This is a genomic window from Rhizobium sp. AG207R, from assembly GCF_027109195.1.
In the GTDB taxonomy this organism is placed as follows: domain Bacteria; phylum Pseudomonadota; class Alphaproteobacteria; order Rhizobiales; family Rhizobiaceae; genus Rhizobium; species Rhizobium dioscoreae.
Map to the genome: position 1 here is coordinate 190,169 of NZ_JAEPVT010000013.1, position 24,680 is coordinate 214,848.

The 24,680-nt window shown below is 60.5% G+C and carries 28 protein-coding genes; 23 read left to right on the forward strand and 5 right to left on the reverse strand.

Features of this window, described 5'->3' with window-relative positions; genetic code table 11:
* Window positions 1–74: 74 nt before the first annotated feature.
* From JJQ51_RS27845 to trmB, 16 genes are all read left to right on the forward strand, one after another.
* Window positions 75–467 (forward strand): VOC family protein, encoded by a 393-nt coding sequence (locus tag JJQ51_RS27845; protein ID WP_113351315.1) that lies wholly within the window; start codon window positions 75–77, stop codon window positions 465–467.
* Between the two features lie 110 nt (window positions 468–577).
* The gene (trpS, locus tag JJQ51_RS27850; protein WP_112722011.1) at window positions 578–1,642 is read left to right on the forward strand and encodes a tryptophan--tRNA ligase; all 1,065 of its coding nucleotides are present in this window, start codon (window positions 578–580) and stop codon (window positions 1,640–1,642) included.
* A gap of 75 nt (window positions 1,643–1,717) precedes the next feature.
* Complete coding sequence (locus JJQ51_RS27855; RefSeq protein ID WP_095433804.1) at window positions 1,718–2,209, forward strand: universal stress protein; 492 nt, start codon at window positions 1,718–1,720, stop codon at window positions 2,207–2,209.
* A gap of 116 nt (window positions 2,210–2,325) precedes the next feature.
* Complete coding sequence (locus JJQ51_RS27860) at window positions 2,326–2,892, forward strand: NifU family protein (RefSeq protein ID WP_069611377.1); 567 nt, start codon at window positions 2,326–2,328, stop codon at window positions 2,890–2,892.
* A gap of 24 nt (window positions 2,893–2,916) precedes the next feature.
* Window positions 2,917–3,573 carry a tRNA (adenosine(37)-N6)-threonylcarbamoyltransferase complex dimerization subunit type 1 TsaB gene (gene tsaB / locus JJQ51_RS27865; protein WP_113351314.1) on the forward strand — a complete coding sequence of 219 codons (657 nt, stop codon included), beginning with the start codon at window positions 2,917–2,919 and terminating at the stop codon, window positions 3,571–3,573.
* 2 nt (window positions 3,574–3,575) lie between these two features.
* A complete protein-coding gene (locus JJQ51_RS27870; protein WP_113329994.1) occupies window positions 3,576–4,070 on the forward strand; it encodes a GNAT family N-acetyltransferase in 495 nt (164 codons plus the stop codon).
* 39 nt (window positions 4,071–4,109) lie between these two features.
* Window positions 4,110–4,538 carry a Fur family transcriptional regulator gene (locus JJQ51_RS27875; RefSeq protein ID WP_095433808.1) on the forward strand — a complete coding sequence of 143 codons (429 nt, stop codon included), beginning with the start codon at window positions 4,110–4,112 and terminating at the stop codon, window positions 4,536–4,538.
* A 30-nt stretch (window positions 4,539–4,568) separates the two neighbouring features.
* Window positions 4,569–5,366 (forward strand): lysophospholipid acyltransferase family protein, encoded by a 798-nt coding sequence (locus tag JJQ51_RS27880; RefSeq protein WP_113351313.1) that lies wholly within the window; start codon window positions 4,569–4,571, stop codon window positions 5,364–5,366.
* A gap of 61 nt (window positions 5,367–5,427) precedes the next feature.
* Window positions 5,428–6,840 carry a tRNA (N6-isopentenyl adenosine(37)-C2)-methylthiotransferase MiaB gene (miaB, locus tag JJQ51_RS27885; protein ID WP_113351312.1) on the forward strand — a complete coding sequence of 471 codons (1,413 nt, stop codon included), beginning with the start codon at window positions 5,428–5,430 and terminating at the stop codon, window positions 6,838–6,840.
* Between the two features lie 30 nt (window positions 6,841–6,870).
* On the forward strand, window positions 6,871–7,923 hold the full coding sequence (locus JJQ51_RS27890; protein ID WP_069611161.1) for a PhoH family protein: 1,053 nt from the start codon (window positions 6,871–6,873) through the stop codon (window positions 7,921–7,923).
* A 19-nt stretch (window positions 7,924–7,942) separates the two neighbouring features.
* The gene (ybeY, locus tag JJQ51_RS27895; RefSeq protein ID WP_269245547.1) at window positions 7,943–8,449 is read left to right on the forward strand and encodes an rRNA maturation RNase YbeY; all 507 of its coding nucleotides are present in this window, start codon (window positions 7,943–7,945) and stop codon (window positions 8,447–8,449) included.
* A gap of 25 nt (window positions 8,450–8,474) precedes the next feature.
* The gene (locus tag JJQ51_RS27900; RefSeq protein WP_269245548.1) at window positions 8,475–9,647 is read left to right on the forward strand and encodes a hemolysin family protein; all 1,173 of its coding nucleotides are present in this window, start codon (window positions 8,475–8,477) and stop codon (window positions 9,645–9,647) included.
* Window positions 9,648–9,725: 78 nt separating this feature from the next.
* Window positions 9,726–11,327, forward strand: coding sequence for an apolipoprotein N-acyltransferase (gene lnt, locus JJQ51_RS27905; protein WP_269245549.1), 1,602 nt, complete (start codon window positions 9,726–9,728; stop codon window positions 11,325–11,327).
* Between the two features lie 151 nt (window positions 11,328–11,478).
* Window positions 11,479–11,898: a helix-turn-helix domain-containing protein gene (locus JJQ51_RS27910; RefSeq protein ID WP_041677790.1), complete on the forward strand. Its 420-nt coding sequence runs from the start codon at window positions 11,479–11,481 to the stop codon at window positions 11,896–11,898.
* 187 nt (window positions 11,899–12,085) lie between these two features.
* Window positions 12,086–13,339: a methionine adenosyltransferase gene (gene metK, locus JJQ51_RS27915; protein ID WP_269245550.1), complete on the forward strand. Its 1,254-nt coding sequence runs from the start codon at window positions 12,086–12,088 to the stop codon at window positions 13,337–13,339.
* The gene (gene trmB, locus JJQ51_RS27920; protein WP_113330001.1) at window positions 13,336–14,037 is read left to right on the forward strand and encodes a tRNA (guanine(46)-N(7))-methyltransferase TrmB; all 702 of its coding nucleotides are present in this window, start codon (window positions 13,336–13,338) and stop codon (window positions 14,035–14,037) included. The genes metK and trmB overlap by 4 nt, the downstream gene beginning before the upstream one ends.
* A gap of 160 nt (window positions 14,038–14,197) precedes the next feature.
* On the opposite strand, the gene JJQ51_RS27925 is transcribed toward trmB, so the two are convergent.
* Both JJQ51_RS27925 and JJQ51_RS27930 read right to left on the reverse strand, forming a co-directional pair.
* Window positions 14,198–14,455, reverse strand: a complete 258-nt coding sequence (locus JJQ51_RS27925; RefSeq protein WP_069611167.1) for a DUF1150 family protein — start codon at window positions 14,453–14,455, stop codon at window positions 14,198–14,200.
* Between the two features lie 157 nt (window positions 14,456–14,612).
* Window positions 14,613–15,044, reverse strand: a complete 432-nt coding sequence (locus tag JJQ51_RS27930; RefSeq protein WP_113351307.1) for an Hsp20 family protein — start codon at window positions 15,042–15,044, stop codon at window positions 14,613–14,615.
* A 231-nt stretch (window positions 15,045–15,275) separates the two neighbouring features.
* Between JJQ51_RS27930 and JJQ51_RS27935 the strand changes: the two genes are divergently transcribed.
* On the forward strand, window positions 15,276–16,220 hold the full coding sequence (locus JJQ51_RS27935; protein ID WP_152093767.1) for a nucleoside hydrolase: 945 nt from the start codon (window positions 15,276–15,278) through the stop codon (window positions 16,218–16,220).
* Window positions 16,221–16,286: 66 nt separating this feature from the next.
* On the opposite strand, the gene JJQ51_RS27940 is transcribed toward JJQ51_RS27935, so the two are convergent.
* The 3 genes from JJQ51_RS27940 to JJQ51_RS27950 form a co-directional block, all read right to left on the reverse strand.
* Window positions 16,287–18,632 (reverse strand): methyl-accepting chemotaxis protein, encoded by a 2,346-nt coding sequence (locus tag JJQ51_RS27940; protein ID WP_269245551.1) that lies wholly within the window; start codon window positions 18,630–18,632, stop codon window positions 16,287–16,289.
* 194 nt (window positions 18,633–18,826) lie between these two features.
* A complete protein-coding gene (locus JJQ51_RS27945) occupies window positions 18,827–19,726 on the reverse strand; it encodes a ribokinase (protein WP_152093765.1) in 900 nt (299 codons plus the stop codon).
* Window positions 19,727–19,827: 101 nt separating this feature from the next.
* Entirely contained in the window at window positions 19,828–21,006 is a 1,179-nt protein-coding gene (locus tag JJQ51_RS27950) for a DNA recombination protein RmuC (RefSeq protein WP_113351304.1), read from the reverse strand.
* Window positions 21,007–21,192: 186 nt separating this feature from the next.
* Here JJQ51_RS27950 and def point away from each other — a divergent pair, with 186 nt between their 5' ends.
* The 6 genes from def (at window position 21,193) to arsC (ending at window position 24,674) form a co-directional block, all read left to right on the forward strand.
* Entirely contained in the window at window positions 21,193–21,708 is a 516-nt protein-coding gene (gene def / locus JJQ51_RS27955) for a peptide deformylase (protein ID WP_095433821.1), read from the forward strand.
* Window positions 21,709–21,773: 65 nt separating this feature from the next.
* Window positions 21,774–22,034, forward strand: coding sequence for a FitA-like ribbon-helix-helix domain-containing protein (locus tag JJQ51_RS27960; RefSeq protein ID WP_113351303.1), 261 nt, complete (start codon window positions 21,774–21,776; stop codon window positions 22,032–22,034).
* Window positions 22,035–22,049: 15 nt separating this feature from the next.
* Window positions 22,050–22,469 carry a type II toxin-antitoxin system VapC family toxin gene (locus JJQ51_RS27965; RefSeq protein ID WP_113330006.1) on the forward strand — a complete coding sequence of 140 codons (420 nt, stop codon included), beginning with the start codon at window positions 22,050–22,052 and terminating at the stop codon, window positions 22,467–22,469.
* A gap of 72 nt (window positions 22,470–22,541) precedes the next feature.
* Window positions 22,542–23,489: a methionyl-tRNA formyltransferase gene (gene fmt / locus JJQ51_RS27970; RefSeq protein WP_113351517.1), complete on the forward strand. Its 948-nt coding sequence runs from the start codon at window positions 22,542–22,544 to the stop codon at window positions 23,487–23,489.
* Complete coding sequence (gene truA, locus JJQ51_RS27975; RefSeq protein WP_113351302.1) at window positions 23,489–24,295, forward strand: tRNA pseudouridine(38-40) synthase TruA; 807 nt, start codon at window positions 23,489–23,491, stop codon at window positions 24,293–24,295. The genes fmt and truA overlap by 1 nt, the downstream gene beginning before the upstream one ends.
* Window positions 24,273–24,674: an arsenate reductase (glutaredoxin) gene (arsC, locus tag JJQ51_RS27980; RefSeq protein WP_113330008.1), complete on the forward strand. Its 402-nt coding sequence runs from the start codon at window positions 24,273–24,275 to the stop codon at window positions 24,672–24,674. Before truA ends, arsC begins: the two co-directional genes overlap by 23 nt.
* Window positions 24,675–24,680: the final 6 nt, after the last annotated feature.

The following is a 24,680-nucleotide window of genomic DNA, read 5'->3' on the forward strand; positions in this document are numbered from 1 at the left end:
CCGTTTTATAGGTTTTTATTTCGAGCCGAGAATCGTAGTTAATGCTGCGCGCCAGGAAATAACACGGAGTCCCCATGCCCCAATCTCTCTTCCTCGTCGCCCTCGTCGTCGATGACTATGATCGCGCGAAAGCCTTCTATTGCGATGCCCTCGGCTTCGAGTGCTTGGCCGACGAGGTGCAGCCGGAGGGCAAGCGCTGGGTCGTGGTCAGACCGAAAGGCACCGAGGGCGCCGCGCTATTGCTCGCCCAGGCCGCCAGCGACAGCCAGCGCGCGGCGATCGGCAACCAGACCGGTGGCCGCGTCGGCTTCTTCCTCAAGACCGATGATTTCGCCCGCGATCATGCAGCTATGAAGGCAAAGGGCGTGCATTTTCTGGAGGAACCGCGCCATGAAGTCTATGGTACGGTCGCGGTCTTTGCCGATCCCTACGGCAACACCTGGGACCTGATCCAGCATTCTTCCTGAGACTGCCCATATAACCTCTTGATCCCAACCTATCCGCCGTGCATAAGCCGCTCGAAACCAGGGGTCGAGAGCCACTCGCCCAGGCCCTCCACAAGCCTTTTGAGGACGACATGACCGAATTCAAGCCGCTCGTATTCTCGGGCGTTCAGCCCACCGGCAACCTCCACCTCGGCAACTATCTCGGCGCAATCCGCAAGTTCGTGGCCCTGCAGGCCAATAACGACTGCATCTACTGCGTCGTCGACATGCATGCGCTGACGGCGCAGCTGGTCCATGAGGACATGCCGAACCAGACGCGTTCGATCACCGCGGCCTTCCTTGCCGCCGGCATCGATCCGGAAAAGCACATCGTCTTCAATCAGTCGGCCGTGCCCGGCCATGCTGAGCTTGCCTGGATCTTTAACTGCGTCGCGCGCATCGGCTGGATGAACCGCATGACGCAGTTCAAGGACAAGGCGGGCAAGGACCGCGAACAGGCATCGCTTGGCCTTTACGCCTATCCGAGCCTGATGGCCGCGGACATTCTGCTCTATCGCGCCACCCATGTCCCGGTCGGCGACGACCAGAAGCAGCATCTGGAGCTGACCCGCGACATCGCCATGAAATTCAATCTGGACTACATGGAGCATATTCGCCGCACGGGCTACGGCATCGACATCACCGTCGGCGACGAGCCGGTGCATGCCTATTTCCCGATGGTCGAGCCGCTGATCGATGGCCCGGCGCCGCGCGTCATGTCGCTGCGTGACGGCACGAAGAAGATGTCGAAATCCGACGCATCGGACCTCTCGCGCATCAACCTGCTCGACGACGAGGAAAACATCTCGAAGAAGATCCGCAAGGCCAAGACCGATCCGGATGGCTTGCCGAGCGAAATCGCCGGTCTTGCCGGCCGGCCTGAAGCCGACAATCTGGTCGGCATCTATGCGGCGCTTGCCGACAAGTCGAAGGCTGACGTTCTCTCGGAATTCGGCGGTCAGCAATTCTCGGTCTTCAAGCCGGCGCTAGTCGATCTCGCCGTGCATGTGCTCTCGCCGATCACGATGGAAATGCGCCGCCTGATGGCCGACCCTGGCCATATCGACGCCGTTCTGCGCGATGGCAGCGCCCGTGCCCGCGCCCGCGCCGACGTGACCATGAAGCAGATTCGCGACATTATCGGCTTTCTCTATTGATGATATCGTCATGCAAGCCTCTCGGTCCCAAACGGGGGCTTGCAAAACGCCGCCTTCGGGTGTCAGAGTCGCCGCATGGTTTCAAAACGTCTCTCACGGCTCGAAGGTCATCGCCGCAAGTTCATGGCGGTCATCGACGGCACGCCTGAATGCCAGCGCGCCGTCCATTATGCCGGCCGGCGCGCCAAGAATTCCAATGGCGGCCTCGTGCTGCTCTATGTGATCCCCGAGGGCGACTTCCAGCAATGGCTTGGGGTCGAGGAGATCATGCGGGCGGAAGCGCGCGAGGAGGCCGAGGCCGCAACCGCAAAGGCTGCGCAAACCGTGCGCGAAAACATCGGTATCGACGCTGAAATCGTCATCCGCGAGGGTGCTGCCGCCGAGCAGATCAATGCCGTGATTGAAGAGGATCGAGATATCGCTCTTCTCGTGCTTGCCGCCGGTTCCGCCAAGGAAGGCCCAGGCCCGCTCGTCTCGTCGATCGCCGGTCGTGCCGCTGCTTTCCCGATCCCGGTGACGGTGCTCCCGGATACGCTGAGCAATGAGGAAATCGACGCGCTGAGTTGATCGCGTGTGCCATTTCTTGAGAAACACTCTCTTGAATAGAATGGCCAAAAGGCCTATTTTCTTTTGAAATATTCTAAAGTCGGGATCGGGCGTCTGCCCGCCGCATGGAGATCAAGATGTTCATTCAGACCGAAGCGACGCCGAACCCCGCGACCCTCAAGTTCCTGCCGGGCAAAGTGGTGATGGAAAACGGCACGGCCGAGTTCCGCAGCGCCGAGGAAGCCGAAGCTTCGCCGCTCGCTGCTCGCCTCTTCGAAATCCCGGGCGTGATCGGCGTTTACTTCGGCTATGACTTCATTTCCGTCTCCAAGGAAAATCAGGAATGGCAGCATCTGAAGCCCGCCATCCTCGGTTCGATCATGGAGCACTTCATGTCCGGCAAGCCGGTCATGGGCTCGGCATCCGTTCTCTCCGAAGTGCAGGATGCCGGTGGCGAATTCTTCGATGAAGGTGACGAGGCCATCGTGCTGACCATCAAGGAGCTGCTCGATACCCGCGTTCGTCCCGCCGTTGCCCAGGATGGCGGCGACATCACCTTCCGCGGCTTCCGTGACGGCAAGGTCTACCTCAACATGAAGGGATCGTGCTCGGGCTGCCCGTCTTCCACGGCAACTCTGAAGCATGGCGTGCAGAACCTGCTGCGCCATTTCGTTCCGGAAGTGCAGGAAGTCGAAGCCGTCTAATCCCGGCCTAGCGGAAAAATTGACATGATCGTACTGGCGCTCGACACGGCAGGTGTGGATTGCGCTGCCGCTGTGTATGATAGCGGCAGTGATTCTGTGATGGGGGAGGTCACGGAAACGATCGGACGGGGGCATGCCGAGCATCTGATGCACGTTGTCGACGAGGCGCTGGCGAAAGCCGGTGTGACGCTTTCGGCCATTGAGCGTGTTGTCGTGACCGTCGGCCCCGGTTCCTTCACCGGCATCCGCATTGGCGTTGCAGCCGCGCGTGGTTTTGCACTTTCCCTCAATGTTCCAGCGGTTGGCGTCACGACCCTCGAGGTCATGGCCGCGACCGCCAGAGCGCAGAATCCGGGCAAGTCGGTTCTGGCTGCCATCGATGCCAAGCGCGAGGAGATCTATCTCCAGAGCTTCGCTGCCGATGGCAACCCGCTGGACGAGGCTCGAGCCGTGACGATCGATGAAGCGCGGGCAATCGCCGGCGCATTCGATGGCATCGTCACCGGAACGGCCGTCGCCCGGTTGAGCGACGCGCCGCCTGCGGAGCGGCCAGACGCATTTCCGATTGCCATCGTCGCCCGGCTGGGCGCTGGCAAGCCTGCCGGCGAAAAGCCGAAGCCGCTTTATCTTCGCGGACCCGATGCCAGACCGCAGGCCGGATACGCAGTTGCCAGGCAATAGACATGCTCGAATCCTATCTGACCTTGAAAGCCGAATACGAAATCGTCCCGATGGAACTGAAGGATTGCGCCGAAGTGGCGCTCCTGCATGGCGAACGCTTCCCGCGGGTATGGGACGAAACTGAATTTCAGGGTCTCCTTTCGCAGGAGACCACCTTCGGCTTCGTTGCCCGCCAGACCAATGCCATCCTTAAAAAGGCGCTTCCCGGCTTCGTGCTGGCCCGGCATGTGGCGGGCGAGGGCGAAATCCTGACAATCGCCGTCAATGCCAAACTCGGACGCTCCGGCCTTGGCTGGCGCCTCATGCAGGCGGCGTTGCGTGAAACTCGCAATCGCGGCGGCGAAACTATGTTTCTCGAAGTCGACGGCAGCAATCAGCCGGCCCTCGGCCTCTATCGCAAGCTCGGTTTCGAGACGGTCGGCGAGCGCAAGGCCTATTATGCCGGCGAAAACGGACAGAAATCGACGGCGCTTGTCATGCGCCGCGTTCTTCGCTAGTCCCTTGTCACAGTTCATTTGGACCGAAGACAGCGATTGATGGAAGACGCCGTAAAATCCCTGGAGGAGCTTTGCGCCGAGCGCGGCATGCGCATGACGGAGCAGCGCCGGGTCATTGCGCGCATCATCGAGAGCTCCGGCGATCACCCGGATGTCGAGGAGCTCTATCGCCGCTCGGTGGAAGTGGATGCGAAAATCTCGATCTCCACGGTCTACCGCACCGTCAAGCTGTTCGAGGACGCCGGCCTTCTTGCCCGCCACGATTTCCGCGATGGGCGCTCCCGCTACGAGACCGTGCCGGAAGAGCACCACGACCATCTGATCGACCTGAAGAGCGGTCAAGTGATCGAATTCCACTCGCCGGAGATCGAGGCGCTCCAGGAGCGCATCGCCCGCGAACACGGCTTCAAACTCGTCGACCACCGGCTGGAGCTTTACGGCATCCCGCTGAAGAAGGACGAAGGTTGACGTGAAGGCTTTCATGCAGGAGCGAGCGATTTGATGACCTGGCTGCGCATCGGCTGTGCCGCCGTGGTTATTTGTGTCGTCAGCGCGGTGATGCTGCCGCTGCAGATCCTCTGTCTGCGCTTTGACTGGAAGCTCCGGCGCTATCTGCCGCGCTACTGGCATCGCATCGTATGCTATTGGCTTGGTGTCCGCATCCATGTGATCGGCAAGATGGAGACGAGCCGGCCTCTCATGCTGGCCTCCAACCATTCGTCCTGGCTCGATATTCTCGTGCTTTCAGCAGTGGCCGATGTCTCCTTCATCGCCAAGTCGGAAGTGCGGGACTGGCCGATCTTCGGGCTTTTCGCGCAGTGGCAGAAAAGCGTCTTCGTCGAGCGCGAGCAAAAGCGCAAGACCGGCGCGCAGGTGAACGAAATCGCCGACCGTATGGCAGACGGCGAGATCATGGTGCTTTTCCCCGAAGGCACGACTTCGGATGGCAATCGCCTGCTCGAAGTCAAGTCCTCGCTGTTCGGCGCGGCCGCTGCCGCCCTGCCGAAAGCGCCCGACGGCGTCGTACATGTCCAGCCGGTCGCGGTCGCCTATACCCACGTCCATGGAACGCCCATGGGCCGCTATTATCGCCCGCTGACGGCATGGCCTGGCGATATCGAGCTCGTGCCGCATCTGAAAGGCATCATCCAGTGCGGTGCCATCGATGTCGACGTCTGCTTTGGCGAGGCGGTAGATTATCGCGCCGGCACCAATCGCAAGGAAGTGAGCGCCACCATTGCGCGGCGTATCCGCAATATGCTCGCAAGCCGCCTGCTCGGGCGCGAGATCGCCTGATTTCCAGGTGATTCCAACTTTTCCATTTTCTCCGAAAGCAAAAGCCACTACATAGCGGCCCATGACCAAGGACAGCCTAACCCTCGACGCCCCGGCGGCCGACGCTTTGCAGCTCGGTCCCCGCGATGGCTCCAACAGCCGCAAGGTTTTCATCAAGACCTACGGCTGCCAGATGAACGTCTATGATTCCACGCGGATGAGCGATGCCCTTTCCCGCGACGGCTATGAGCCGACCGAGGACATGGAGGAGGCCGATCTCGTCCTTTTGAACACCTGCCACATCCGCGAGAAGGCGGCCGAAAAGGTCTATTCCGCGCTTGGCCGCCTACGCGAAATGAAGAAGCGCAAGGCCGCCGACGGCCGCGAGATGATGATCGGCGTCACTGGCTGCGTCGCGCAAGCCGAGGGCGAGGAAATCCTGCGCCGCGCGCCTGCCGTCGATGTCGTCATCGGCCCGCAAACGTATCATCGCCTGCCGGACGCGCTGCGTCGCGCCAAGGAAGGCCAGCGCGTCGTCGATACCGAATACGCGATCGAGGACAAGTTCGAACACCTGCCGATCGCAGAGAAGACGAAGATACGTGCCCGCGGCGTCACTGCCTTTCTGACGGTGCAGGAAGGCTGCGACAAGTTCTGCACCTTCTGTGTCGTTCCCTATACCCGCGGCTCCGAAGTCTCCCGCCCGGTCGCGCAGATCGTCGAAGAGGCCGAGAAGCTGGTCGATGGCGGCGTGCGCGAAATCACGCTGCTCGGCCAGAACGTCAACGCATGGCACGGCATCGGCCCAAAGGGCGAAGCCTGGAGCCTCGGCGATCTCCTTTATCGCCTGGCAGAGATCCCCGGCCTCGCACGCCTGCGCTACACGACCAGCCACCCGCGCGACATGGACGACCGCCTCATCGGCGCCCATCGCGACCTGCGCACGCTGATGCCCTATCTGCATCTGCCCGTTCAGGCGGGCTCCGACCGCATCCTGAAGGCGATGAACAGGCGGCATACGGCCGCGGAATATCTGACGCTCATCGAGAAGATCCGCACTGCACGCCCGGATATCGCTCTTTCGGGCGATTTCATCGTCGGCTTCCCGGGGGAGACAGACCAGGATTTTGAGGATACACTGAAGCTTATCGAGGAGGTGAATTATGCACAGGCCTTCTCGTTCAAATATTCCACGCGGCCGGGCACACCCGGCGCGGAATTGAAGGATCAGGTGCCCGAAGAGGTCAAGACCGAGCGGCTGGAGCGTTTGCAGGCATTGTTGCTGAAGCAGCAGCATGCGTTTGCCGAGGCCTGTGTGGGCAAAACAGTGGATATCCTTCTGGAAAAGCCGGGCCGGATGCCGGGCCAGTTGATTGGACGCTCTCCCTGGCTGCAGTCTGTGAATGTTGATGCAAAAGCATCGCAAATCGGTGACATTATTAACGTACGAATCACCGGAACCAGCACCAACAGCCTTTTTGCTGAATTGCTCTAGGTTCCGGACGGGCACAAGGAGCCGCACCGCTTGAACGGACAGGAATTGGTTTCTTCTTCATCGCGCCAGCCCCGCACCGCGAGCGACGCCAATCACTTCACCCTGACGTTCGAGAATAATCGGTTCGCCAGTGAGCTTTTCGGGCAGTTCGACCAGAATTTGAAGCTGCTTGAGGAGCGCCTCGGCATTGATGCGCGTGCTCGCGGCAATTCCGTCGTCATCACAGGCGATGTGCTGGCCACCAATCAGGCACGCCGCACGCTCGATTATCTCTATGACAAGCTGCAAAAAGGCGGCAATGTGGAGCGTTCCGATGTGGAAGGGGCAATCCGCATGGCGGTTGCCGCCGACGACCAATTGACGCTGCCGACCATGGAGAGAAAAGCCAAGTTGACGATGGCGCAGATTTCAACGCGCAAGAAGACGATCATTGCGCGGACGCCGACCCAGGATGCCTATATGCGGGCGCTGGAGCGGTCCGAGCTCGTCCTCGGTGTCGGACCTGCCGGTACGGGCAAGACCTATCTCGCCGTCGCGCACGCCGCCCAGCTTCTGGAGCGCGGTGCCGTTGAAAAGATCATCCTGTCGCGCCCGGCCGTCGAAGCCGGCGAGCGGCTCGGCTTCCTGCCTGGCGACATGAAGGAAAAGGTCGATCCATACCTGCGCCCGCTCTATGACGCGCTTTACGACATGATGCCCGGCGACAAGGTCGAGCGTGCTATCACGGCAGGCGTCATTGAGATCGCGCCGCTCGCCTTCATGCGTGGCCGCACGCTCTCCAATGCCGCCGTTATCCTCGATGAGGCGCAGAACACGACATCCATGCAGATGAAGATGTTTCTGACGCGTCTCGGCGAGAACTCGCGGATGATTGTGACGGGCGACCCAAGCCAGATCGACTTGCCGCGCGGCGTCAAATCCGGCCTCGTGGAAGCGCTGCAGCTGCTGGATGGCGTCGAGGGCATCACCATCGTCCGCTTCAAGGATACGGACGTCGTCCGCCATCCGCTGGTGGCGCGCATTGTCCGGGCCTACGATTCCACCTATGCCGCAAAGGCAGAGGAAAGCGATCCGCAGATCTGATCTGCGGTTACGAAAGCTCATGGCCGAACTCGATATACAGATCAGCGTGGAGGAGGGCGATTGGCCCTCCGAAGAGATGTTGCAGTCGCTTGCCGAGCGGGTGCTGGGCGAAGCTGCAAATTATCTCAAGAAGCACGAGAAGCAGCCATTTCCAAAAATGGCCCCTGAATTGTCGCTGGTCTTTACTGACGACGCTTCGATCCGCGAGATCAATGCGGAATGGCGCTCTCAGGACAAGGCGACGAACGTTCTGTCCTTTCCAGCTTTTCCGCTCGAACCGGGCGGTAAGCCCGGCCCGATGCTGGGCGATATCATCATCGCTAGGGAGACGGTGGAGCGTGAGGCGGTGGATCTCGAAAAGAGTTTTGACGACCATCTGACGCATTTGATGGTGCATGGTTTCTTGCATCTCTTCGGCTACGACCATATGAATAATAGCGAAGCCGAAAGAATGGAGGGGCTGGAGACTCGCATTTTGGCTAGTCTTGGCCTATCTGATCCCTATGCGGGACAAGACCCCATTTGATCTGAACCCTGTCTGACCAGGAACAATGAGCGACTTTACGACAAGATCGGCCCCCGAGGCCAAAGACGGAGCCGACGCAGCCTCCTCCGACGAGGTAGGCAGTAGTAGCAACGGCAAGCGATCCCACTCTTCATTCTGGGCACGTGCCGCGCGGATTCTGCGCCCGGCGCAGGACGCCGCCCGCTTGCGCGAGGACCTTGCCGACGCGTTGATGACCAACGCTGCCGGTGATGATGCCTTTTCGCCCGATGAGCGTGCAATGCTGCACAACATCCTGCGCTTCCGCGAGGTGCGCGTCGAGGATGTCATGGTGCCGCGCGCCGATATCGAGGCCGTGGATCAGAACATCACCATCGGCGAGCTGATGATCCTCTTCGAGGAAAGCGGCCGCTCGCGCATGCCCGTCTATGCCGACACGCTCGATGATCCGCGCGGCATGGTGCATATCCGCGACCTGCTGTCCTATGTCGCCAAACAGGCCCGCAACAAGCGCCGCAGCGGCAGTGCTAAGTCGGCGGCTGCTGCAACGGCTGCACCTGCAGCCGAAAAGCCGGCACGCTCGGCCAAGCCGAACTTCGATCTGTCGCGGGTCGATCTGCAGAAGACGCTGGTCGAGGCTGGTATCATCCGCAAGATCCTGTTCGTGCCGCCTTCGATGCTTGCCTCCGATCTCCTGCGCCGCATGCAGGTCAACCGAACGCAGATGGCCCTCGTCATCGATGAATACGGTGGCACGGACGGCCTGGCGTCGCATGAGGACATCGTCGAAATGGTCGTCGGCGATATCGATGACGAGCACGACGACGAAGAAGTGATGTTCAAGCGCGTCTCCGAGGATGTCTTCGTAGCCGACGCCCGTGTCGAGCTGGAGGAGATCGCAGCCGCGATCGGTCCGGATTTCGACATCGCCGAGCAGGTGGACGAGGTGGACACGCTCGGCGGCCTGATCTTCTCCGCGCTGGGCCGCATTCCGGTGCGTGGCGAGCTGGTGCAGGCGCTTCCCGGTTTCGAATTCCATATTCTCGATGCCGATCCGCGCCGCATCAAGCGGGTGCGCATCACGCGTAAGCGTCACGCCGCCCGCCGCCGCCCGACCGTCAAGCTGGAAGGCGATGCCGGTACGCCGGAGCGCGATTTGCCGGCACCGGAAACGATCGCCGAAGAAACGCGGGCCGAGCGTGACGCCGCCCGCCAATAAATGGCGTGAGAGCGGGACAAATCGCTGCATTTTTGAAAGACTGCGCCCAATTGATTCGCGATTGGACGGAGCTGACGCATGGAATGGCTTTCGGGCAGGGTGATCCTCGTCTGGGGTTTCAAACGTGCGTTGCTTACGGTCTTGGCCGGTGCCATCGGCGTGCTGGCGCTGCCGCCTTTCGGCTTCTTCGCGGCAATGTTCGTCTCGTTCACGCTGCTCGTCTGGCTGCTGGATGGCGTTGCTGCCGGCCCGGATAGCGGTCTGCTCGGGCGCCTCTGGCCGGCTTTCTTCACCGGCTGGCTGTTCGGCTTCGGCTATTTTGTCGCCGGCCTCTGGTGGCTCGGCCATGCGCTGCTGATCGATGCCGATGAGTTCGCCTGGGCGCTGCCGCTGGCAATCCTCGGCCTGCCGGCCTTTCTGGCCGTCTTTTACGGCGTCGCGACCGTGCTTGCACGGGTTCTCTGGTCCGACGGCATGGGGCGTATCGCCGCGCTTGCCTTCAGTTTCGGTATCCTGGAATGGCTGCGCAGCTTTCTTTTCACCGGCTTTCCCTGGAATGCAATCGGCTATGGCGCCATGCCCATTCCGCTGATGATGCAGTCGGCGCATGTCGTCGGCGTGCTCGGAGTGACCGTGCTTGCCGTCTTCGTCTTTGCGACACCTGCGCTGCTCGGCACGCGCCAGGGGCGGGTGCCGGCGATCGGCCTTGCTGTCCTCATCGCCGCCGCTCATTTCGGTTATGGTTATTACGCATTGGGCCAGCCGGAAGCGCCGTTGGCCGATGCCAAGACGGCACCTGTGGTACGTATCGTTCAGCCGTCCATCGACCAGGAAACCAAGATGGATACGGCCGCCGACCGTGCCGCCATCTTCGACAAGCATTTGGCGCTCTCGGTCCAGCCGCCTGCCAATGGCGGCAAACGGCCCGACATCATTGTCTGGCCGGAAACGGCCGTGCCCTTCATCCTCACCGATAACCGCGATGCGCTGGCGCGGATTGCCGATCAGCTCGAAGACGATCAGATCCTGATCACCGGCGCCGTCCGCGTCGAAGACATGGGGCCGGGAGTCGAGCCGCGCTATTACAATTCGATCTATGTCATCGACGGTCGCGGACAGATCATCGGTGCGTCCGACAAGACCCATCTCGTCCCCTTCGGCGAATACGTGCCCTTCGAGCACATTCTGAGCTATCTCGGCATCGAGAACGTCGTGGAACTGCCGGGAGGGTTTTCAGCGGCCGCCAAACGGGAATTGCTGAGCATGCCGGATGGCCTGAAATTCTATCCGCTGATCTGTTACGAGATCATTTTTCCGAACGAGATGACTCCGGAGATCCAGCAGGCCGACGCCATCTTGAACGTCACGAACGACGGCTGGTTCGGCGATACGCCTGGCCCATACCAGCATTTCCAGCAGGCAAGGGTGAGGGCGGTGGAGCAGGGGCTGCCGTTGATTCGAAGCGCCAATACCGGCATTTCAGCATTTGTTGATGCACACGGACGGGTGCTTTCCGGTATCGATTATAATCAGCAAGGCTTTATAGATACTACTTTGGGTGGCGCAACCGTATCGCGCATCGACGATAAAGCCAGAAAAACATACTTTTGGTTGATCATCGGAGCAGTCGGCATGATTGCCGTGATTTCGCGCATGGGTTTTATTTTCAGGGTGAATTGACCAAAAAACCCTAAAATTGCATAGTGCTAGATGTCCGCCTTTCGAACGTAGACTGGAGGCCTTGGGGGCGTCGGCTGCAACGTGGCGTTATAGGGGTGGTGAAGGGTACCGGGTGGCAGGTCCTGAATTCAACCTATGTTAGGGTAAAATGATGATTGAGAATAAAAAGAAGCCGAACCCCATCGACATTCATGTCGGTAGCCGCATACGCCTCCGCCGCACGATGCTTGGCATGAGCCAGGAGAAGCTCGGCGAAAGCCTCGGAATCACGTTTCAACAAATCCAGAAATACGAAAAAGGCACCAACCGCGTTGGCGCCAGCCGCCTCCAGAATATCTCCAGCATCCTCAATGTCCCGGTTTCCTTCTTTTTCGAGGATGCGCCGGGCGAACACGCGGCCGGTGCGGGCGGCATGGCAGAGGCGTCCAGCTCCAACTACGTCGTCGACTTTCTGTCGTCTTCCGAAGGATTGCAGCTCAACCGCGCCTTCGTGAAAATTTCCGATGGCAAGGTCCGACGCAAGGTTGTCGAGCTGGTCAAGGCGCTCGCGGCCGAGGCGGATGCCGAATAACCCTTCGAAGCGGGGTTAAACCGACAAAGTCGAGAGGCGGTCATTTTGGCCGCCTTTTCGCTATTTACGGCAAAATTTTATCACTTGAACGGGGATATAAAGATATATTTATGTCCTTGTGCGGCTTGTTTTTCGAGGCGGAGACGAATATCAAAAGCAGAGATTTGTTCTTTGAGGGGAATCCCGCATGCGCGCGAATTATCTGTTTACGAGTGAGTCTGTTGCCGAAGGTCACCCGGATAAAGTTTGTGACCGCATTTCCGATGAAATCGTCGATCTGGTTTACCGCGAGGCTGCAAAGACCGGCGTAAACCCATGGACCGTGCGCATTGCATGCGAGACCCTTGCCACCACCAATCGCGTCGTCATCGCCGGTGAAGTGCGTTTGCCGCCGAGCCTGATGAAGAAGGACAAGGATGGCAACGACGTCATCAATCCTTCGAAGTTCAAGGCTGCCGCACGCCGCGCCATTAAGGATATCGGCTACGAGCAGGACGGCTTCCACTGGAAGAAGGCCCGCATCGACGTGCTCCTGCATTCGCAATCTGCCGATATCGCCCAGGGCGTCGACAATGCCGCCGACCAGCAGGGCGACGAAGGTGCTGGCGACCAGGGCATCATGTTCGGCTACGCCTGCAAGGAAACGCCTGATCTCATGCCGGCGCCGATCTACTATTCGCACAAGATTCTGCAGCTGCTCGCTACCGCCCGCAAGAAGGGCGATGGTGAAGTTGCCAAGCTCGGCCCGGACGCCAAGAGCCAGGTGACGGTCCGTTACGTCGACGGCAAGCCCTCCGAAGTCACTTCGATCGTGCTGTCCACCCAGCATCTCGACGACAGCTGGGATTCGAAGAAAGTTCGCTCCGTCGTCGAGCCCTACATCATCGAAGCGCTCGGCGACCTGAAGATCGCCTCCGATTGCAAGTGGTACATCAATCCCACGGGCAAGTTCGTCATCGGCGGTCCGGACGGCGACGCCGGCCTCACCGGCCGCAAGATCATCGTCGACACCTACGGCGGCGCAGCCCCGCATGGCGGCGGTGCCTTCTCGGGCAAGGACACGACCAAGGTCGACCGTTCCGCGGCCTATGCTGCGCGCTACCTCGCAAAGAACGTCGTTGCCGCCGGTCTTTCCGACCGCTGCACGATCCAGCTGTCCTACGCCATCGGCGTGGCACAGCCGCTGTCGATCTATGTCGATCTGCACGGCACGGGCAAAGGCGTCACCGAGGACCAGGTCGAAGCGGCCATCCGCAAGAACATGGATCTTTCGCCGACCGGCATCCGCCGCCACCTCGACCTCAACAAGCCGATCTACGCCAAGACTTCGGCTTACGGTCACTTCGGCCGCAAGGCTGGCCGTGACGGTTCCTTCTCCTGGGAGCGTACGGACCTGGTGAAGGCTCTCAAGGACGCCGTAAAGCTTCGGGAAGCCGCATGATCGATACCGAGCGCCGGTCGCGGGCGACGGAAGCATTCTTCGGCCGGCGCAAGGGTAAAGCCTTGCGCGGCCAGCAGGCTGAAAAGCTGGAAGCATTGCTGCCGCAGTTCATCGTCGACCTTTCCGCCCCGGCGCCGCAGCCGCTGAACGACCTTTTCCCGGTGCCGACCGAGCGTCTGCGCCTTGAAATCGGTTTCGGCGGTGGAGAGCATCTGATTCACCGGGCGCTGGAGCAGCCAAAGACCGGCTTCATCGGCGTGGAACCTTTCGTCAACTCGATGCAGAAGTTGCTTGCTAGCGTCGACGACGCCGGTGCACGCAATATTCGCGTCTACAATGACGACGCGACGCAGGTACTGGATTGGCTGCCTGACGGCTGCCTAGATCAGATCGATCTGCTCTATCCTGATCCCTGGCCGAAGAAGAAGCACTGGAAGCGCCGTTTCGTCTCTCGGGTGAATCTTGCCCGCTTCCATCGCGTCCTGAAGCCCGGCGCGCTCTTCTGCTTCGCCTCCGATATCGACACCTACGTCAATTGGACGCTGCAGCATTGCCAGGCGCATGGCGGCTTCGAGTGGACCGCGCAGAACGCCGCCGACTGGCTGACGCCCTATGAGGGCTGGCCGAGCACGCGCTACGAAGCGAAGGCCAGGCGCGAAGGGCGCTCGTCGGCCTATCTGACCTTCAAGAGGGTCTGATCGCCCAATGACGGGCGAGAATTTCAGATTGAAATATTCACACTATCCTGCGTGACGACCGCCGTTGGGCGGTCTGGATCATGCGCGCGCGTTGCCAGGTGGGGCCGGTTCGATGCGGTCCTTGCGGACGGTGACGTTCACCGTCGGGCGACGCTCATGGTCAGTGCAAGCTGACCGTCTTCAATTCGTCCTCGGCAGCACGATAGAAGGTGCTGGAACGATTATCCGTCAAGAGGATCGGGGTGCCGTCGGCGCCAAAAAGCGCCCAGAGATCCACATCTGGATCTATATCGGGCGCTTCCGGGAAGCAGCGGGATACTTCGGACCAATCCATTTTTCTGATGTAGGCGACCTCACCGGTGCCGATATTGGCAAGTTCGGATTGGGTCAGGCGGGCGGTGGCTTCTTTTAACAACATGCTCGTACCTCCAGTATGAGGGACCAACGGCTCCAGAGCATGATGACCAAAAGTGTGAGCGGCTTTTAGGTGACGTCGTGCTCTAGTTCTTTGATTCTAGAGCCGATTCAGACTTCAGACCGATTCGGCCTGAATCATGCGGCTCTAGGCCGTTGTTCTACTGTGAGACCGAAATGTTAATTTTCTTTACCACGCGGTCCGGTTCCGGCCGAATGAGATCGACGGAGAGCAGACCGTTCTTCAGCGTGGCGCCGAGCACCTGCATGCCATCGGCAAGGACGAAAACACGTTGGAATTGCCGGGCAGCGATGCCCCGGTAGAGATAGTCGCGCTCGCCCTGCTCCATCTGACGTCCGCGGATCAGCAGCTGGTTCTCTTCCGTGGTGACATCAAGCTCATCCTCGGAAAAGCCGGCGACCGCCAGCGTGATGCGCAGACGTTCCGGCTCGCCCGACAGGCGGTCCGCGCGCATTCTTTCGATATTATAGGGAGGGTAACCGTCGCTGACCTTGGCAATCCGCTCAAGCGTCTTTTCCATAGTGTCGAAGCCCAGAAGCAGCGGGCTGGCAAAGGGAGTCGTCCGGCTCATCGTCTCAAAGTCCCTGGGTGTCAAGCGACCGTTCCGGACCTGATCTTCAGCACCCGGTTGTCCCTAATATGGGAGTACGCGCCTGCGAGTGCAAGCCATGAGGTCTTCGCATTTGCGAGATCGAATTCCGTGGTGAAAAATCGTTTTGTGACATGACGAGCGAGCGCTTGACAAAGCCGGACCGGACCCGCGACAAAGCCTGTCGATCTGCACCGGAGGAAAGTTGAAGACATGACCGAACCTAGAAAAATCATCATCGATACCGACCCCGGTCAGGATGACGCTGCGGCGATCTTTCTCGCCTTCGGCAGCCGCGAGGAGATCGAGGTGCTCGGCATCACGACGGTTGCCGGCAACGTGCCGCTGCCGCTGACCAGCCGCAACGCCCGCATCGTCTGCGAGCTCTGCAATCGCCGCGACGTCAAGGTGTTTGCCGGCGCTGATGCGCCGCTGAAGCGCAAACTGGTCACGGCCGAACATGTGCATGGCAAGACCGGCCTCGATGGCCCCGAACTGTCCGAGCCGACAATGGAACTGCAGCCGGGCCACGCCGTCGATTTCATCATCGACACGCTGCGCAAGGAACCGGAAGGCGCCGTGACCCTTTGCACGCTCGGGCCGCTGACCAATATCGCAATGGCTTTCCAAAAAGCGCCTGACATCGTCGGCCGCGTGCGCGAGCTCGTGATGATGGGCGGCGGCTTCTTCGAGGGCGGCAACATCACGCCGGCCGCCGAGTTCAACATCTATGTCGATCCGGAGGCGGCAGATGTCGTGTTCCGTTCGGGCGTTCCCATCGTCATGATGCCACTCGATGTCACCCATAAGCTGCTGACGCGAAAAGATCGCGTCGAGCGCATCGCCGCCGTCGGCACGCCGCCTGCCAACGCCATGGTCGAAATGCTGCAATTCTTCGAGCGCTTCGATATCGAGAAATACGGTTCGGACGGCGGTCCGCTGCATGACCCGACCGTCATCGCCTACCTTCTGAAGCCTGAGCTCTTCAAGGGTCGCGAATGCAATGTCGAGATCGAGGTGACATCGGAACTGACCGTCGGCATGACCGTCGTCGACTGGTGGCACGTTACCGACCGCAAGCGCAACGCCAAGGTCATGCGCGATGTCGATGCCGATGGCTTCTTCGCGCTTCTGACGGAGCGCTTCGCTCGCATCTGATCAAGATCTATGCAAAAGGCCGCCGGAGCGATCCGGCGGCCTTTTGCATCTCATTTAGTCGATAGTTCAAAACTCTTCCCATTCGTCCTGGGCGAGTGCATTGGCGCCCTGGGTCTGCGGAATTGCTTTACGTGCCGGTGCACTAACGGCCGCTGCCGGTCTGCGCGGTGTAACCGGAGCCCGCATCTGCTGAGCAGTCCCCCGCAATGCGCTGGCGTTGTCCTGGGCAGCACGGCCGGTGCGGAAGCGTGCAACGAGCGCTCTGAGCGATTGGGCTTCCTCGGCAAGCGCGACGCTCGAAGCGGTGGTTTCCTCGACCATTGCGGCATTCTGCTGAGTGACCTGATCCATCTGGTTCATGGCCGAGTTGATTTCCTTCAGGCCGATCGCCTGCTCGCTCGCGGAAGCGGAGATCTGACGGATCAAGCCGTTGATCTCCATGACCTGCTGGGCAATCTTGTGAAGGGCATCGCCCGTGCGGCCGACAAGATCGACGCCTTCCTTGACCTGTCCCGCCGAGGCGTTGATCAAAGTCTTGATCTCCTTGGCGGCATTGGCCGAGCGCTGGGCCAGCTCGCGCACTTCCTGCGCGACAACGGCAAAGCCTTTGCCGGCCTCTCCGGCACGGGCCGCTTCCACGCCGGCATTGAGTGCCAGAAGGTTGGTCTGGAAGGCGATTTCGTCGATAACGCCGATAATGCGCGACACCTCCTGCGACGATTGCTCGATGCCGTGCATGGAGGCGATAGCCTTTTGCACGATCTCGCCGGAATGCTCGGCATCCTCTGATGCGGCATTGACGCTGCTGGCCGCCGTGCGTGCATTTTCGGCGCTGGAATTGACCTGCGCGGTCAGCTCGTTGAGGGCTGCCGCAGTCTCTTCCAGGCTTGCCGCCTGCTGTTCGGTGCGGCGGGCGAGGTCCGAGGCACTGTTGCTGATTTCGCCCGTGCCACTGCCGATATTGCCGACGCTGACATTGACGGTATGAACCGTCTCCTCGAGGCTCGCCAGCGCGGCATTGAAGTCCTGCTTGAGCTGGGCATATTCGCCGGGGAAATCGTCCGTGATCCGTTGAGTGAGGTTGCCCTTGGAGAGCTCAGCGAGGCTTTGGCCGAGAATGCTGACGATATGGCGCTGCAGGGCGACGCTCTCGTTGCGTTCGCTCTCCGAGCGGCGGCGTTCGCCCTCGGCAGCCAGGCGCTGGTCGTTGGCTTCACTTTCGAGACGCTTGGTGTCGGCAAGCGCAAAGCGGAAACCTTCCAGAGCCTTGGCGACCGAGCCAACTTCGTCTGCGCCGGCCTGGCCGGCGACCGGTTCGGCATAATTGCCGGTGCTGAGGCGATTGACGCTTGCGACAAGACCGGCAAGTGGCTTCTGAACGAAGCCGCGCACGGCGGCATAGAGCGCCAACATGACTGCAGCCAGCACGATGAAGCCGGAGACGATCATCATATAGGTCTGATCCCGGACCGGCGCTGCAATTGCGCTGTGCGGAACGTCGATCAGAACGACCCAGGTGGCGTTCAGGCCGGGAACGGCGAAGGGATAGACGACACGGTCGAATTCTTCGCTACCGTCTTCGGAGAGGTTTCTGAGGATGCTTGCGGACGAGGAGGTCAGCGCGGCCTTGATGGTGTCGGCGCCGGAACCATTATAGTCCTTCATCAGCAGGTTCGCGTTCGGCGCGACCAACCACTTGTTATCCTGCGAAACGAGCAGCACGCGGCCGGTGCCGAACGGCTGCAGCTTCTGAAGCTTAGTGGAAAGCGAAGCAAGGGAGATGTCGACACCTGCGACGCCGATCAGCTTGCCGCCCGACATGACGGGGTAGGCGATCGAGCTCATGGTCGTCGGAACGTCTGTGCCTTCGGCCATATAGGGCGGGGTGATTGCGCCCTTGCCGCTCGTGGCGGCGAGCTTCCACCAGGCAGCGGTATAATCGTTATCGAACGTGGAGAATTGGATGCCGCCATCCTTGGTCTTTGACCAATAGGGTGTAAAGGCGCCTTTGTCGTTGACACCCTGATCCTTGTTGTTGGCAAGCTCCGTCGTTTTACCGTCGAAGGTGCCGAGCTGTTCGCAGAACCAGCTGCCGAAGGCAAAAGCATTCTGTTCGACATTCGCCTTGAGGATATTGATGATGCCTTTGCGATCGAAGGTGTGACCTTCGTGACCGCGGCCGAGGATACCAGCCATGGAGCGGGCGGCGCTCGCCAGTTCGCCGACATTTGCCGCAATCTCATTGGAAATGGACTTGGCCTCGGTATTCGCCTGATCCATCGTCAGCGTCTCGACGCGATCGCGGGTTTGAGAAATCAGCAGAAAATTGGAAATCAGCAGAACGAGTGCGATCGCCAGTCCAGTGACCAAGATGAGTTTGGCCGCAAGCGACTTCATACGAAAGATGAACATCATTTCCTCGAAAAAGCGATGCGTCGGATACACATTATCCGAATGCAAGGTCGGCGCAGGATGGCCCTGTCATGGAGCCGCCGTGAGAATTCCTGCCGCGTGTGGAAGGTCATGCGCGCCAGGCCAGAGGAGAATGATGCGGAAGCGCAAAAATTTAATTAATTGCGCTTCGCAATGCTTATGGAATTTTAGCTTTAAAGCTTTTCGGCGACTTCGCTGGCAACCGGTATGGAAGGCTGTGCGCCCGACTTCAGGCAGGCCAGCGAACCGGCAACGGCGGCACGGCGCAGGCTGGCGTGGAAATCCAGGCCCTGATCGAGGCTTGCGGCAAAATAGCCGCAAAAGGTGTCGCCGGCACCGACGGTGTCCACCGGCTCGATCACGAGACCCTTGGCGCGAGAAAGCTCGCCGTCGCGGATGGCGATGACGCCGTCGCCGCCGAGCGTGACGATTAGCGTCTGGCCGGTTTCGCCGTGCAGGCGAACGAGGGCAGCCTCGCGCTCGGATGCCGACATGTTGTCCTGGCCGGCCAGTCTCTCGAATTCGGTCTCGTTGGCGATGACGATATCGGCAAGGCGGCCGAGGCGGGCAGCCTCCGGGATCAGAGGAGCAAGATTGAGCACTGTGCGCACGCCCTTTGCCTTCGCGGCGTTGAGCGCGGTTTCGACGGCTGCGACCGGGATCTCAAACTGCAGCATCAACGTATCGCCGGGGTTCAGGGCCGCCACGGCGGCTGTTGCGTCTTCGGCCGTGTTCGTGCCGTTGGCACCGGGAACGACTGCGATCATGTTCTCGCCGTCGCCGCCGACGAGAATGAGAGCGGTACCGGTCGGCTCGGACACCCGCCGGACAGTGGAAAGATCCGTGCCTGCCGTCTGAAGCAGGTCCAGCGCGGGTTCCGCAAAGCCGTCATTGCCGACGGCACCGCTCATGCGCACTGTCGCGCCGGCCCGCCGGGCAGCCAGCGCCTGATTGGCGCCCTTGCCGCCGGCGGCCGTGGAAAAGCCGTTGCCGGCAACCGTTTCGCCCGGCTTCGGCAAACGATCCGTGGTGGCGATGAGGTCCATGTTGATGGAGCCGAAAATAGTGATCATGCGATATCCTGCCCTGGGTGTTGCGTCTGCATGATCCTGCCCGAAGGCTGCCTTTGTCTTTTCGGATCATGCATCGATTGGGCGCGACACTGCCGAAGCGATCAGTCTTCGTCAACCACCCTGAGCTTGAGTTGGCTCGTGCGGTTGTCGACCGGCTTGGGCCGCTCTTCCGCGCGTGTCTTGGCGGGCTCTTTCGCCGTCTCGAATTCCAGCGCTTCTATGCGCTCTCCGCGCCTTGCCAGCTTGTCGGCCGAGGTGACGATCATGTCGACATCCTTCTGCGCCATGGCGAAATGACCCTGCAGCTTGCGCACGCGTTCATCCAGGCGCGAGAGGTCGTCCATCAGATGCGCGACTTCGCTCTGGATGACATGAGCCTGCTCGCGCATGCGCTGATCCTTCAGCACGGCTTGAATGACCTGGATCGACAGCATCAGCAGCGAGGGCGAGACGATGACGATGCGGGCGCGCTGGGCCTTCTGCACGATCGCCTCGAAATTCTCGTGGATCTCGGCGAAGATCGACTCGGACGGCACGAAGAGAAAGGCCGTATCCTGCGTCTCGCCGGGAATGAGGTATTTCTCGGCAATGTCGCGAATATGCAGCTCCAAATCCCTACGGAATTGCTGGGCCGCGATCCGGCCTTGATCGGGATTGGCGGCAGCACGAATGGCGTTCCAGGCCTCCAGCGGGAACTTGGCATCGATGACGAGCGGCGGCGAGCCATTGGGCATGCGAACAGTGCAGTCCGGCCGCGAGCCGTTCGATAGCGTCGCCTGGAATGCATAGGCGCCCATCGGCAGTCCATCGGCGATGATGGTTTCCATGCGTGCCTGGCCGAAGGCGCCACGCGTCTGCTTGTTGGAAAGGATGGCCTGCAGGCCGACGACATCCTTTGCCAGCGTCTGGATATTGGTCTGCGCGGCATCGATGACGGCAAGCCTTTCCTGCAGGCGACGCAGATTCTCATGGGTCGAGCGCGTCTGCTCGCCGATGGTCGCCGTCATCCGCTGCGACATCCCGTCGAGACGCTGGCCGATGGCCTGATTGAGCTCGGCCTGTCTGGAGCCGAAGACTTCCGCCATGGTGGCAAGCCGTCCCTGCATCTCCGCCTGCGACCGCAGCAGCGCCGCCATCGTATGCTCGGCATCGAGCTCATCGTCCTCCGCCTGCGCCCTGCCGCGGACGAAAAGGACGATGACTGCGATCGCAAGCAGGAAAACGAGGCCGGTCAGAAGCTGGACCGTGGAAATGGCTTGGCCGAAGATGATGAAAGACATGAAACCTGGCGCGCTGATGAAGTTCTTCGCGCAAGCATAGCAAAATCGTTGTGAATATCCAGATCAAACCGTGAACAAAATTTCGAGGCCATCCGTGGCCGTTTGGATCGCTGCCGTTGAAAAAACACTGCCTCACCGCCATCTTGGCGATTCCATCGCACAACAAGATGCGTTATGGGAAACGTCATGACGATCAAGCCACTTATCATTTTGCCCGACCCGCTGCTCCGCCAGGCTTCGAAGCCCATCGAGCAGATCGATACCGAAATTCAGCGCCTCGCCGACGACATGCTGGAAACCATGTATGACGCGCCGGGCATCGGCCTTGCGGCGATCCAGATCGGCGTTCCCCGCCGCATGCTCGTCATCGATGTCGCGCGCGAAGGCGAAGAGAAGAAGCCGCTGGTGTTCATCAATCCGGAGATCGTCGCGTCTTCGGATGAGCGCTCGGTCTATGAGGAAGGCTGCCTCTCGATTCCGGATTACTACGCCGAGGTGGAGCGCCCCGCACGCGTCACCGTCAAGCATCTGGACCGCGACGGCAAGGAGCAGCTCACCGAGGCCGATGGTCTGCTGGCGACCTGCGTGCAGCATGAGATCGACCACCTGAACGGCGTGCTTTTCATCGACTATATTTCCCGCCTGAAGCGCGACATGGTCATCAAGAAGTTCACCAAGGCCGCCAAGTCGAAGGCTCTATAGTCCCCGGCCATTGAAAGATCGGCCTGAGATGCCTATGATATCATTGATATCAAATGGAGGCGCGAATGGGCGATCTGTTGTTGCGCGGCATCGAGGACAGCTTGAAGAAGCAGTTGCAGGCCAATGCCAGCAGGCATGGCCGCAGCCTCTCGGATGAGGCGATCGAACTGCTGCGTCAGTCGCTCGGGCGCGAGCGGGATGGAAGCGAGTCGGCGGGGCAGCGATTGAGAGTTGTTCTCGGCGTAGAAAAGCTGAGCGAAGAAGAAATTGAGGCGATCAACACGTTTCGAAATGCGCCGGATCGCGAACCGCCCCATTTCGACTAGCCCCGTGGCGTGCGCATGATCGTTCTGGACACGAATGTCGTATCGGAGCTGCAAGGGCGGCTGCATAGTGAACGCATATTGTCCTGGCTTGATAGCGTCGCCATCGAGGCCGTTTTTCTGACAACCATCACCATCGGCGAGATCAGGTTCGGACTGGAGCTCCTGGCTGACGGGAAGCGCAAGGCGGCGTTGATTGCGGAGCTGGACGCGATAGAGGCAGAGTTTTCGGGCCGCGTTCTGGGATTTTCGAGCAATGCTGCCCATCAATACGGAGTAATCTCCGCTCAGCGCCACAAGATTGGGCGAAGGATGGAAACGAAGGACGCCATGATCGCCGCCATCTGCCTTGCGAACGGCGCGACATTGGCGACGCGCAACACAAAAGACTTCGAGGGGCTTGATCTCAAGCTCATAAACCCGTTTGAAGGCGGCTAGCGTCGGACCCCGATGGCGCGTGCCATCACCGCGGGGTCATTCGAAACCTGATATCTTAGCCGGATGGATCGCATGTCGCTCAATATCATCTTTATGGGAACGCCCGAATTCTCCGTGCCGACATTGCGGTCCCTGATCGATGCCGGACATAAGATTCGTGCCGTTTATACGCAACCGCCGCGCCCCGGCGGCCGGCGAGGGCTGGATCTGCAGAAATCGCCGGTGCATCAAGCGGCTGAGCTGTTGGGGCTGCCAGTGTTCACGCCGGTCAATTTCAAAGATCCCGACGAACGCCAGCGTTTTCGCGATCTGCATGCCGATGTCGCCGTCGTCGTCGCCTATGGCCTGCTGCTGCCGGAGGCAATTCTGTCGGGCACGCGTCTCGGCTGCTACAACGGCCATGCCTCCCTACTGCCGCGCTGGCGCGGGGCAGCCCCTATCCAACGGGCGATCATGGCTGGCGACGCCAAGACCGGCATGATGGTGATGAAGATGGACAAGGGGCTGGATACCGGCCCGGTCGCGCTGACACGCGAAGTCGAGATCGGTGACGCCATGACCGCGGGTGAACTGCATGACAAGCTGATGCTCGTCGGCGCAAAAGCCATGGCCGAGGCCATGAACAAGCTGGAGCACGATGAGCTGCCATTGACCGCGCAGCCATCCGAGGGTGTTCTTTATGCCGCAAAGATCGACAAGGGTGAAACGCGCATCGATTTCGGCAAGTCGGCAGCCGATGTTCACAATCATATTCGCGGCCTGTCGCCTTTTCCCGGCGCCTGGTTCGAGGCCGAAATCGCCGGTCGTCCCGAGCGCATCAAGGTGCTGGGTTCGGAATTGGCCGATGGTAATGGAGCGCCTGGCCAGGTGCTGACAGAGGATCTCGTCATTGCCTGCGCCTCCGGCGCCATCAGGCTCACGAAGTTGCAGAAGGCCGGCGGCAAGCCTTTGGCGGCGGCGGATTTCCTGCGCGGCACGCCGATCTCGCTGGGCACCGTGCTCGCCTCGGAGCAAGCCTGATGCCGCGTTACAAAATGACCGTCGAATATGACGGCGTTCCCTATGTCGGCTGGCAGCGCCAGGAAAACGGTCCCTCCGTGCAGGGTGCGATCGAAGGCGCCATCCTGTCCTTGACCGGCGAAACCGTTTCGATCCGCGGGGCGGGACGTACCGATTCCGGCGTGCATGCCATGGGTCAGGTCATGCATGCCGACCTCTCCAAGGAATGGAAGATTTACACCCTGCGCAATGCGCTCAATGCCCATCTGAGGATGGCCGGTGACCGCATCGCCATTCTCGATATCGTCGAGGTCGACCAAAGCTTCGATGCACGCTTCTCGGCCATCCGCCGCCACTATCTTTACCGTATCGTCGCCCGCCGCGCACCTTTGGCTTTGGAAGCCGGGCGTGCATGGTGGGTGCCGAAGGATATGGATCATGAGGTCATGCACGCCGCGGCGCAGACCCTTGTGGGACGGCATGATTTCACCACCTTTCGCTCCGCGCATTGCCAGGCAAACAGCCCGGTGCGTACGCTCGACCGGCTGGACGTGATGCGCAGCGGCGAACTGATCGAGATCCGTGCCACGGCGCAGAGCTTCCTGCACAATCAGATCCGCTCCTTCGCCGGCACGTTGAAGCTCGCGGGCGAGGGCAAATGGACACCCGAGGATGTGCGCGCGGCACTGGAAGCCAAGGATCGCAAGGCCTGTGGCCCTGTCGCCCCACCAGATGGGCTCTATTTCATGCAGGTGGATTATCGTGACGGTGCCGGTTCGGCCGGCAGTGAAGGGGAGGATATCGATGACGGTGACGATCTATCATAATCCCGCCTGCGGCACCTCTCGCAATACGCTGGCGATGATCCGCCAGTCCGGCGAAGAACCCGTCGTTATCGAATATCTGAAAACGCCGCCCAGCCGCGAACGGCTGGTGGAGCTCATTGCCGCCATGGGCCTGACGGTTCGTGATCTTCTCCGCCAAAAGGGAACGCCCTATGACGAACTCGGTCTCGGCAATCCCGATCTCACCGACGATCAGCTGCTTGACCGGATGATGGAACACCCGATCCTCATCAACCGCCCGATCGTGGTGACGGAGAAAGGCGCGCGCCTCTGCCGCCCCTCCGAACTCGTGCTCGATATCCTGCCGAACCCGGGCATCGGCCCTTTTATCAAGGAAGATGGTGAGGTCGTCAACCGTTAGAACGCG

Excerpts from the sequence above, each read along its gene's own strand:
- tsaB (WP_113351314.1), top strand. The coding sequence starts at position 2,917 with ATGATCGTACTGGCGCTCGACACGGCAGGTGTGGATTGCGCTGCCGCT.
- JJQ51_RS27965 (WP_113330006.1), top strand. The coding sequence starts at position 22,050 with ATGATCGTTCTGGACACGAATGTCGTATCGGAGCTGCAAGGGCGGCTG.
- JJQ51_RS27870 (WP_113329994.1), top strand. The coding sequence starts at position 3,576 with ATGCTCGAATCCTATCTGACCTTGAAAGCCGAATACGAAATCGTCCCG.
- JJQ51_RS27910 (WP_041677790.1), top strand. The coding sequence starts at position 11,479 with ATGATTGAGAATAAAAAGAAGCCGAACCCCATCGACATTCATGTCGGT.
- trmB (WP_113330001.1), top strand. The coding sequence starts at position 13,336 with ATGATCGATACCGAGCGCCGGTCGCGGGCGACGGAAGCATTCTTCGGC.
- JJQ51_RS27935 (WP_152093767.1), top strand. The coding sequence starts at position 15,276 with ATGACCGAACCTAGAAAAATCATCATCGATACCGACCCCGGTCAGGAT.
- metK (WP_269245550.1), top strand. The coding sequence starts at position 12,086 with ATGCGCGCGAATTATCTGTTTACGAGTGAGTCTGTTGCCGAAGGTCAC.
- trpS (WP_112722011.1), top strand. The coding sequence starts at position 578 with ATGACCGAATTCAAGCCGCTCGTATTCTCGGGCGTTCAGCCCACCGGC.
- lnt (WP_269245549.1), top strand. The coding sequence starts at position 9,726 with ATGGAATGGCTTTCGGGCAGGGTGATCCTCGTCTGGGGTTTCAAACGT.
- def (WP_095433821.1), top strand. The coding sequence starts at position 21,193 with ATGACGATCAAGCCACTTATCATTTTGCCCGACCCGCTGCTCCGCCAG.
- JJQ51_RS27945 (WP_152093765.1), bottom strand. The coding sequence starts at position 19,726 with ATGATCACTATTTTCGGCTCCATCAACATGGACCTCATCGCCACCACG.
- arsC (WP_113330008.1), top strand. The coding sequence starts at position 24,273 with ATGACGGTGACGATCTATCATAATCCCGCCTGCGGCACCTCTCGCAAT.
- miaB (WP_113351312.1), top strand. The coding sequence starts at position 5,428 with ATGACCAAGGACAGCCTAACCCTCGACGCCCCGGCGGCCGACGCTTTG.
- fmt (WP_113351517.1), top strand. The coding sequence starts at position 22,542 with ATGTCGCTCAATATCATCTTTATGGGAACGCCCGAATTCTCCGTGCCG.
- JJQ51_RS27960 (WP_113351303.1), top strand. The coding sequence starts at position 21,774 with ATGGGCGATCTGTTGTTGCGCGGCATCGAGGACAGCTTGAAGAAGCAG.
- JJQ51_RS27925 (WP_069611167.1), bottom strand. The coding sequence starts at position 14,455 with ATGTTGTTAAAAGAAGCCACCGCCCGCCTGACCCAATCCGAACTTGCC.
- JJQ51_RS27855 (WP_095433804.1), top strand. The coding sequence starts at position 1,718 with ATGGTTTCAAAACGTCTCTCACGGCTCGAAGGTCATCGCCGCAAGTTC.
- truA (WP_113351302.1), top strand. The coding sequence starts at position 23,489 with ATGCCGCGTTACAAAATGACCGTCGAATATGACGGCGTTCCCTATGTC.
- JJQ51_RS27845 (WP_113351315.1), top strand. The coding sequence starts at position 75 with ATGCCCCAATCTCTCTTCCTCGTCGCCCTCGTCGTCGATGACTATGAT.
- JJQ51_RS27875 (WP_095433808.1), top strand. The coding sequence starts at position 4,110 with ATGGAAGACGCCGTAAAATCCCTGGAGGAGCTTTGCGCCGAGCGCGGC.
- JJQ51_RS27930 (WP_113351307.1), bottom strand. The coding sequence starts at position 15,044 with ATGAGCCGGACGACTCCCTTTGCCAGCCCGCTGCTTCTGGGCTTCGAC.
- JJQ51_RS27940 (WP_269245551.1), bottom strand. The coding sequence starts at position 18,632 with ATGTTCATCTTTCGTATGAAGTCGCTTGCGGCCAAACTCATCTTGGTC.
- JJQ51_RS27950 (WP_113351304.1), bottom strand. The coding sequence starts at position 21,006 with ATGTCTTTCATCATCTTCGGCCAAGCCATTTCCACGGTCCAGCTTCTG.
- JJQ51_RS27900 (WP_269245548.1), top strand. The coding sequence starts at position 8,475 with ATGAGCGACTTTACGACAAGATCGGCCCCCGAGGCCAAAGACGGAGCC.
- ybeY (WP_269245547.1), top strand. The coding sequence starts at position 7,943 with ATGGCCGAACTCGATATACAGATCAGCGTGGAGGAGGGCGATTGGCCC.
- JJQ51_RS27860 (WP_069611377.1), top strand. The coding sequence starts at position 2,326 with ATGTTCATTCAGACCGAAGCGACGCCGAACCCCGCGACCCTCAAGTTC.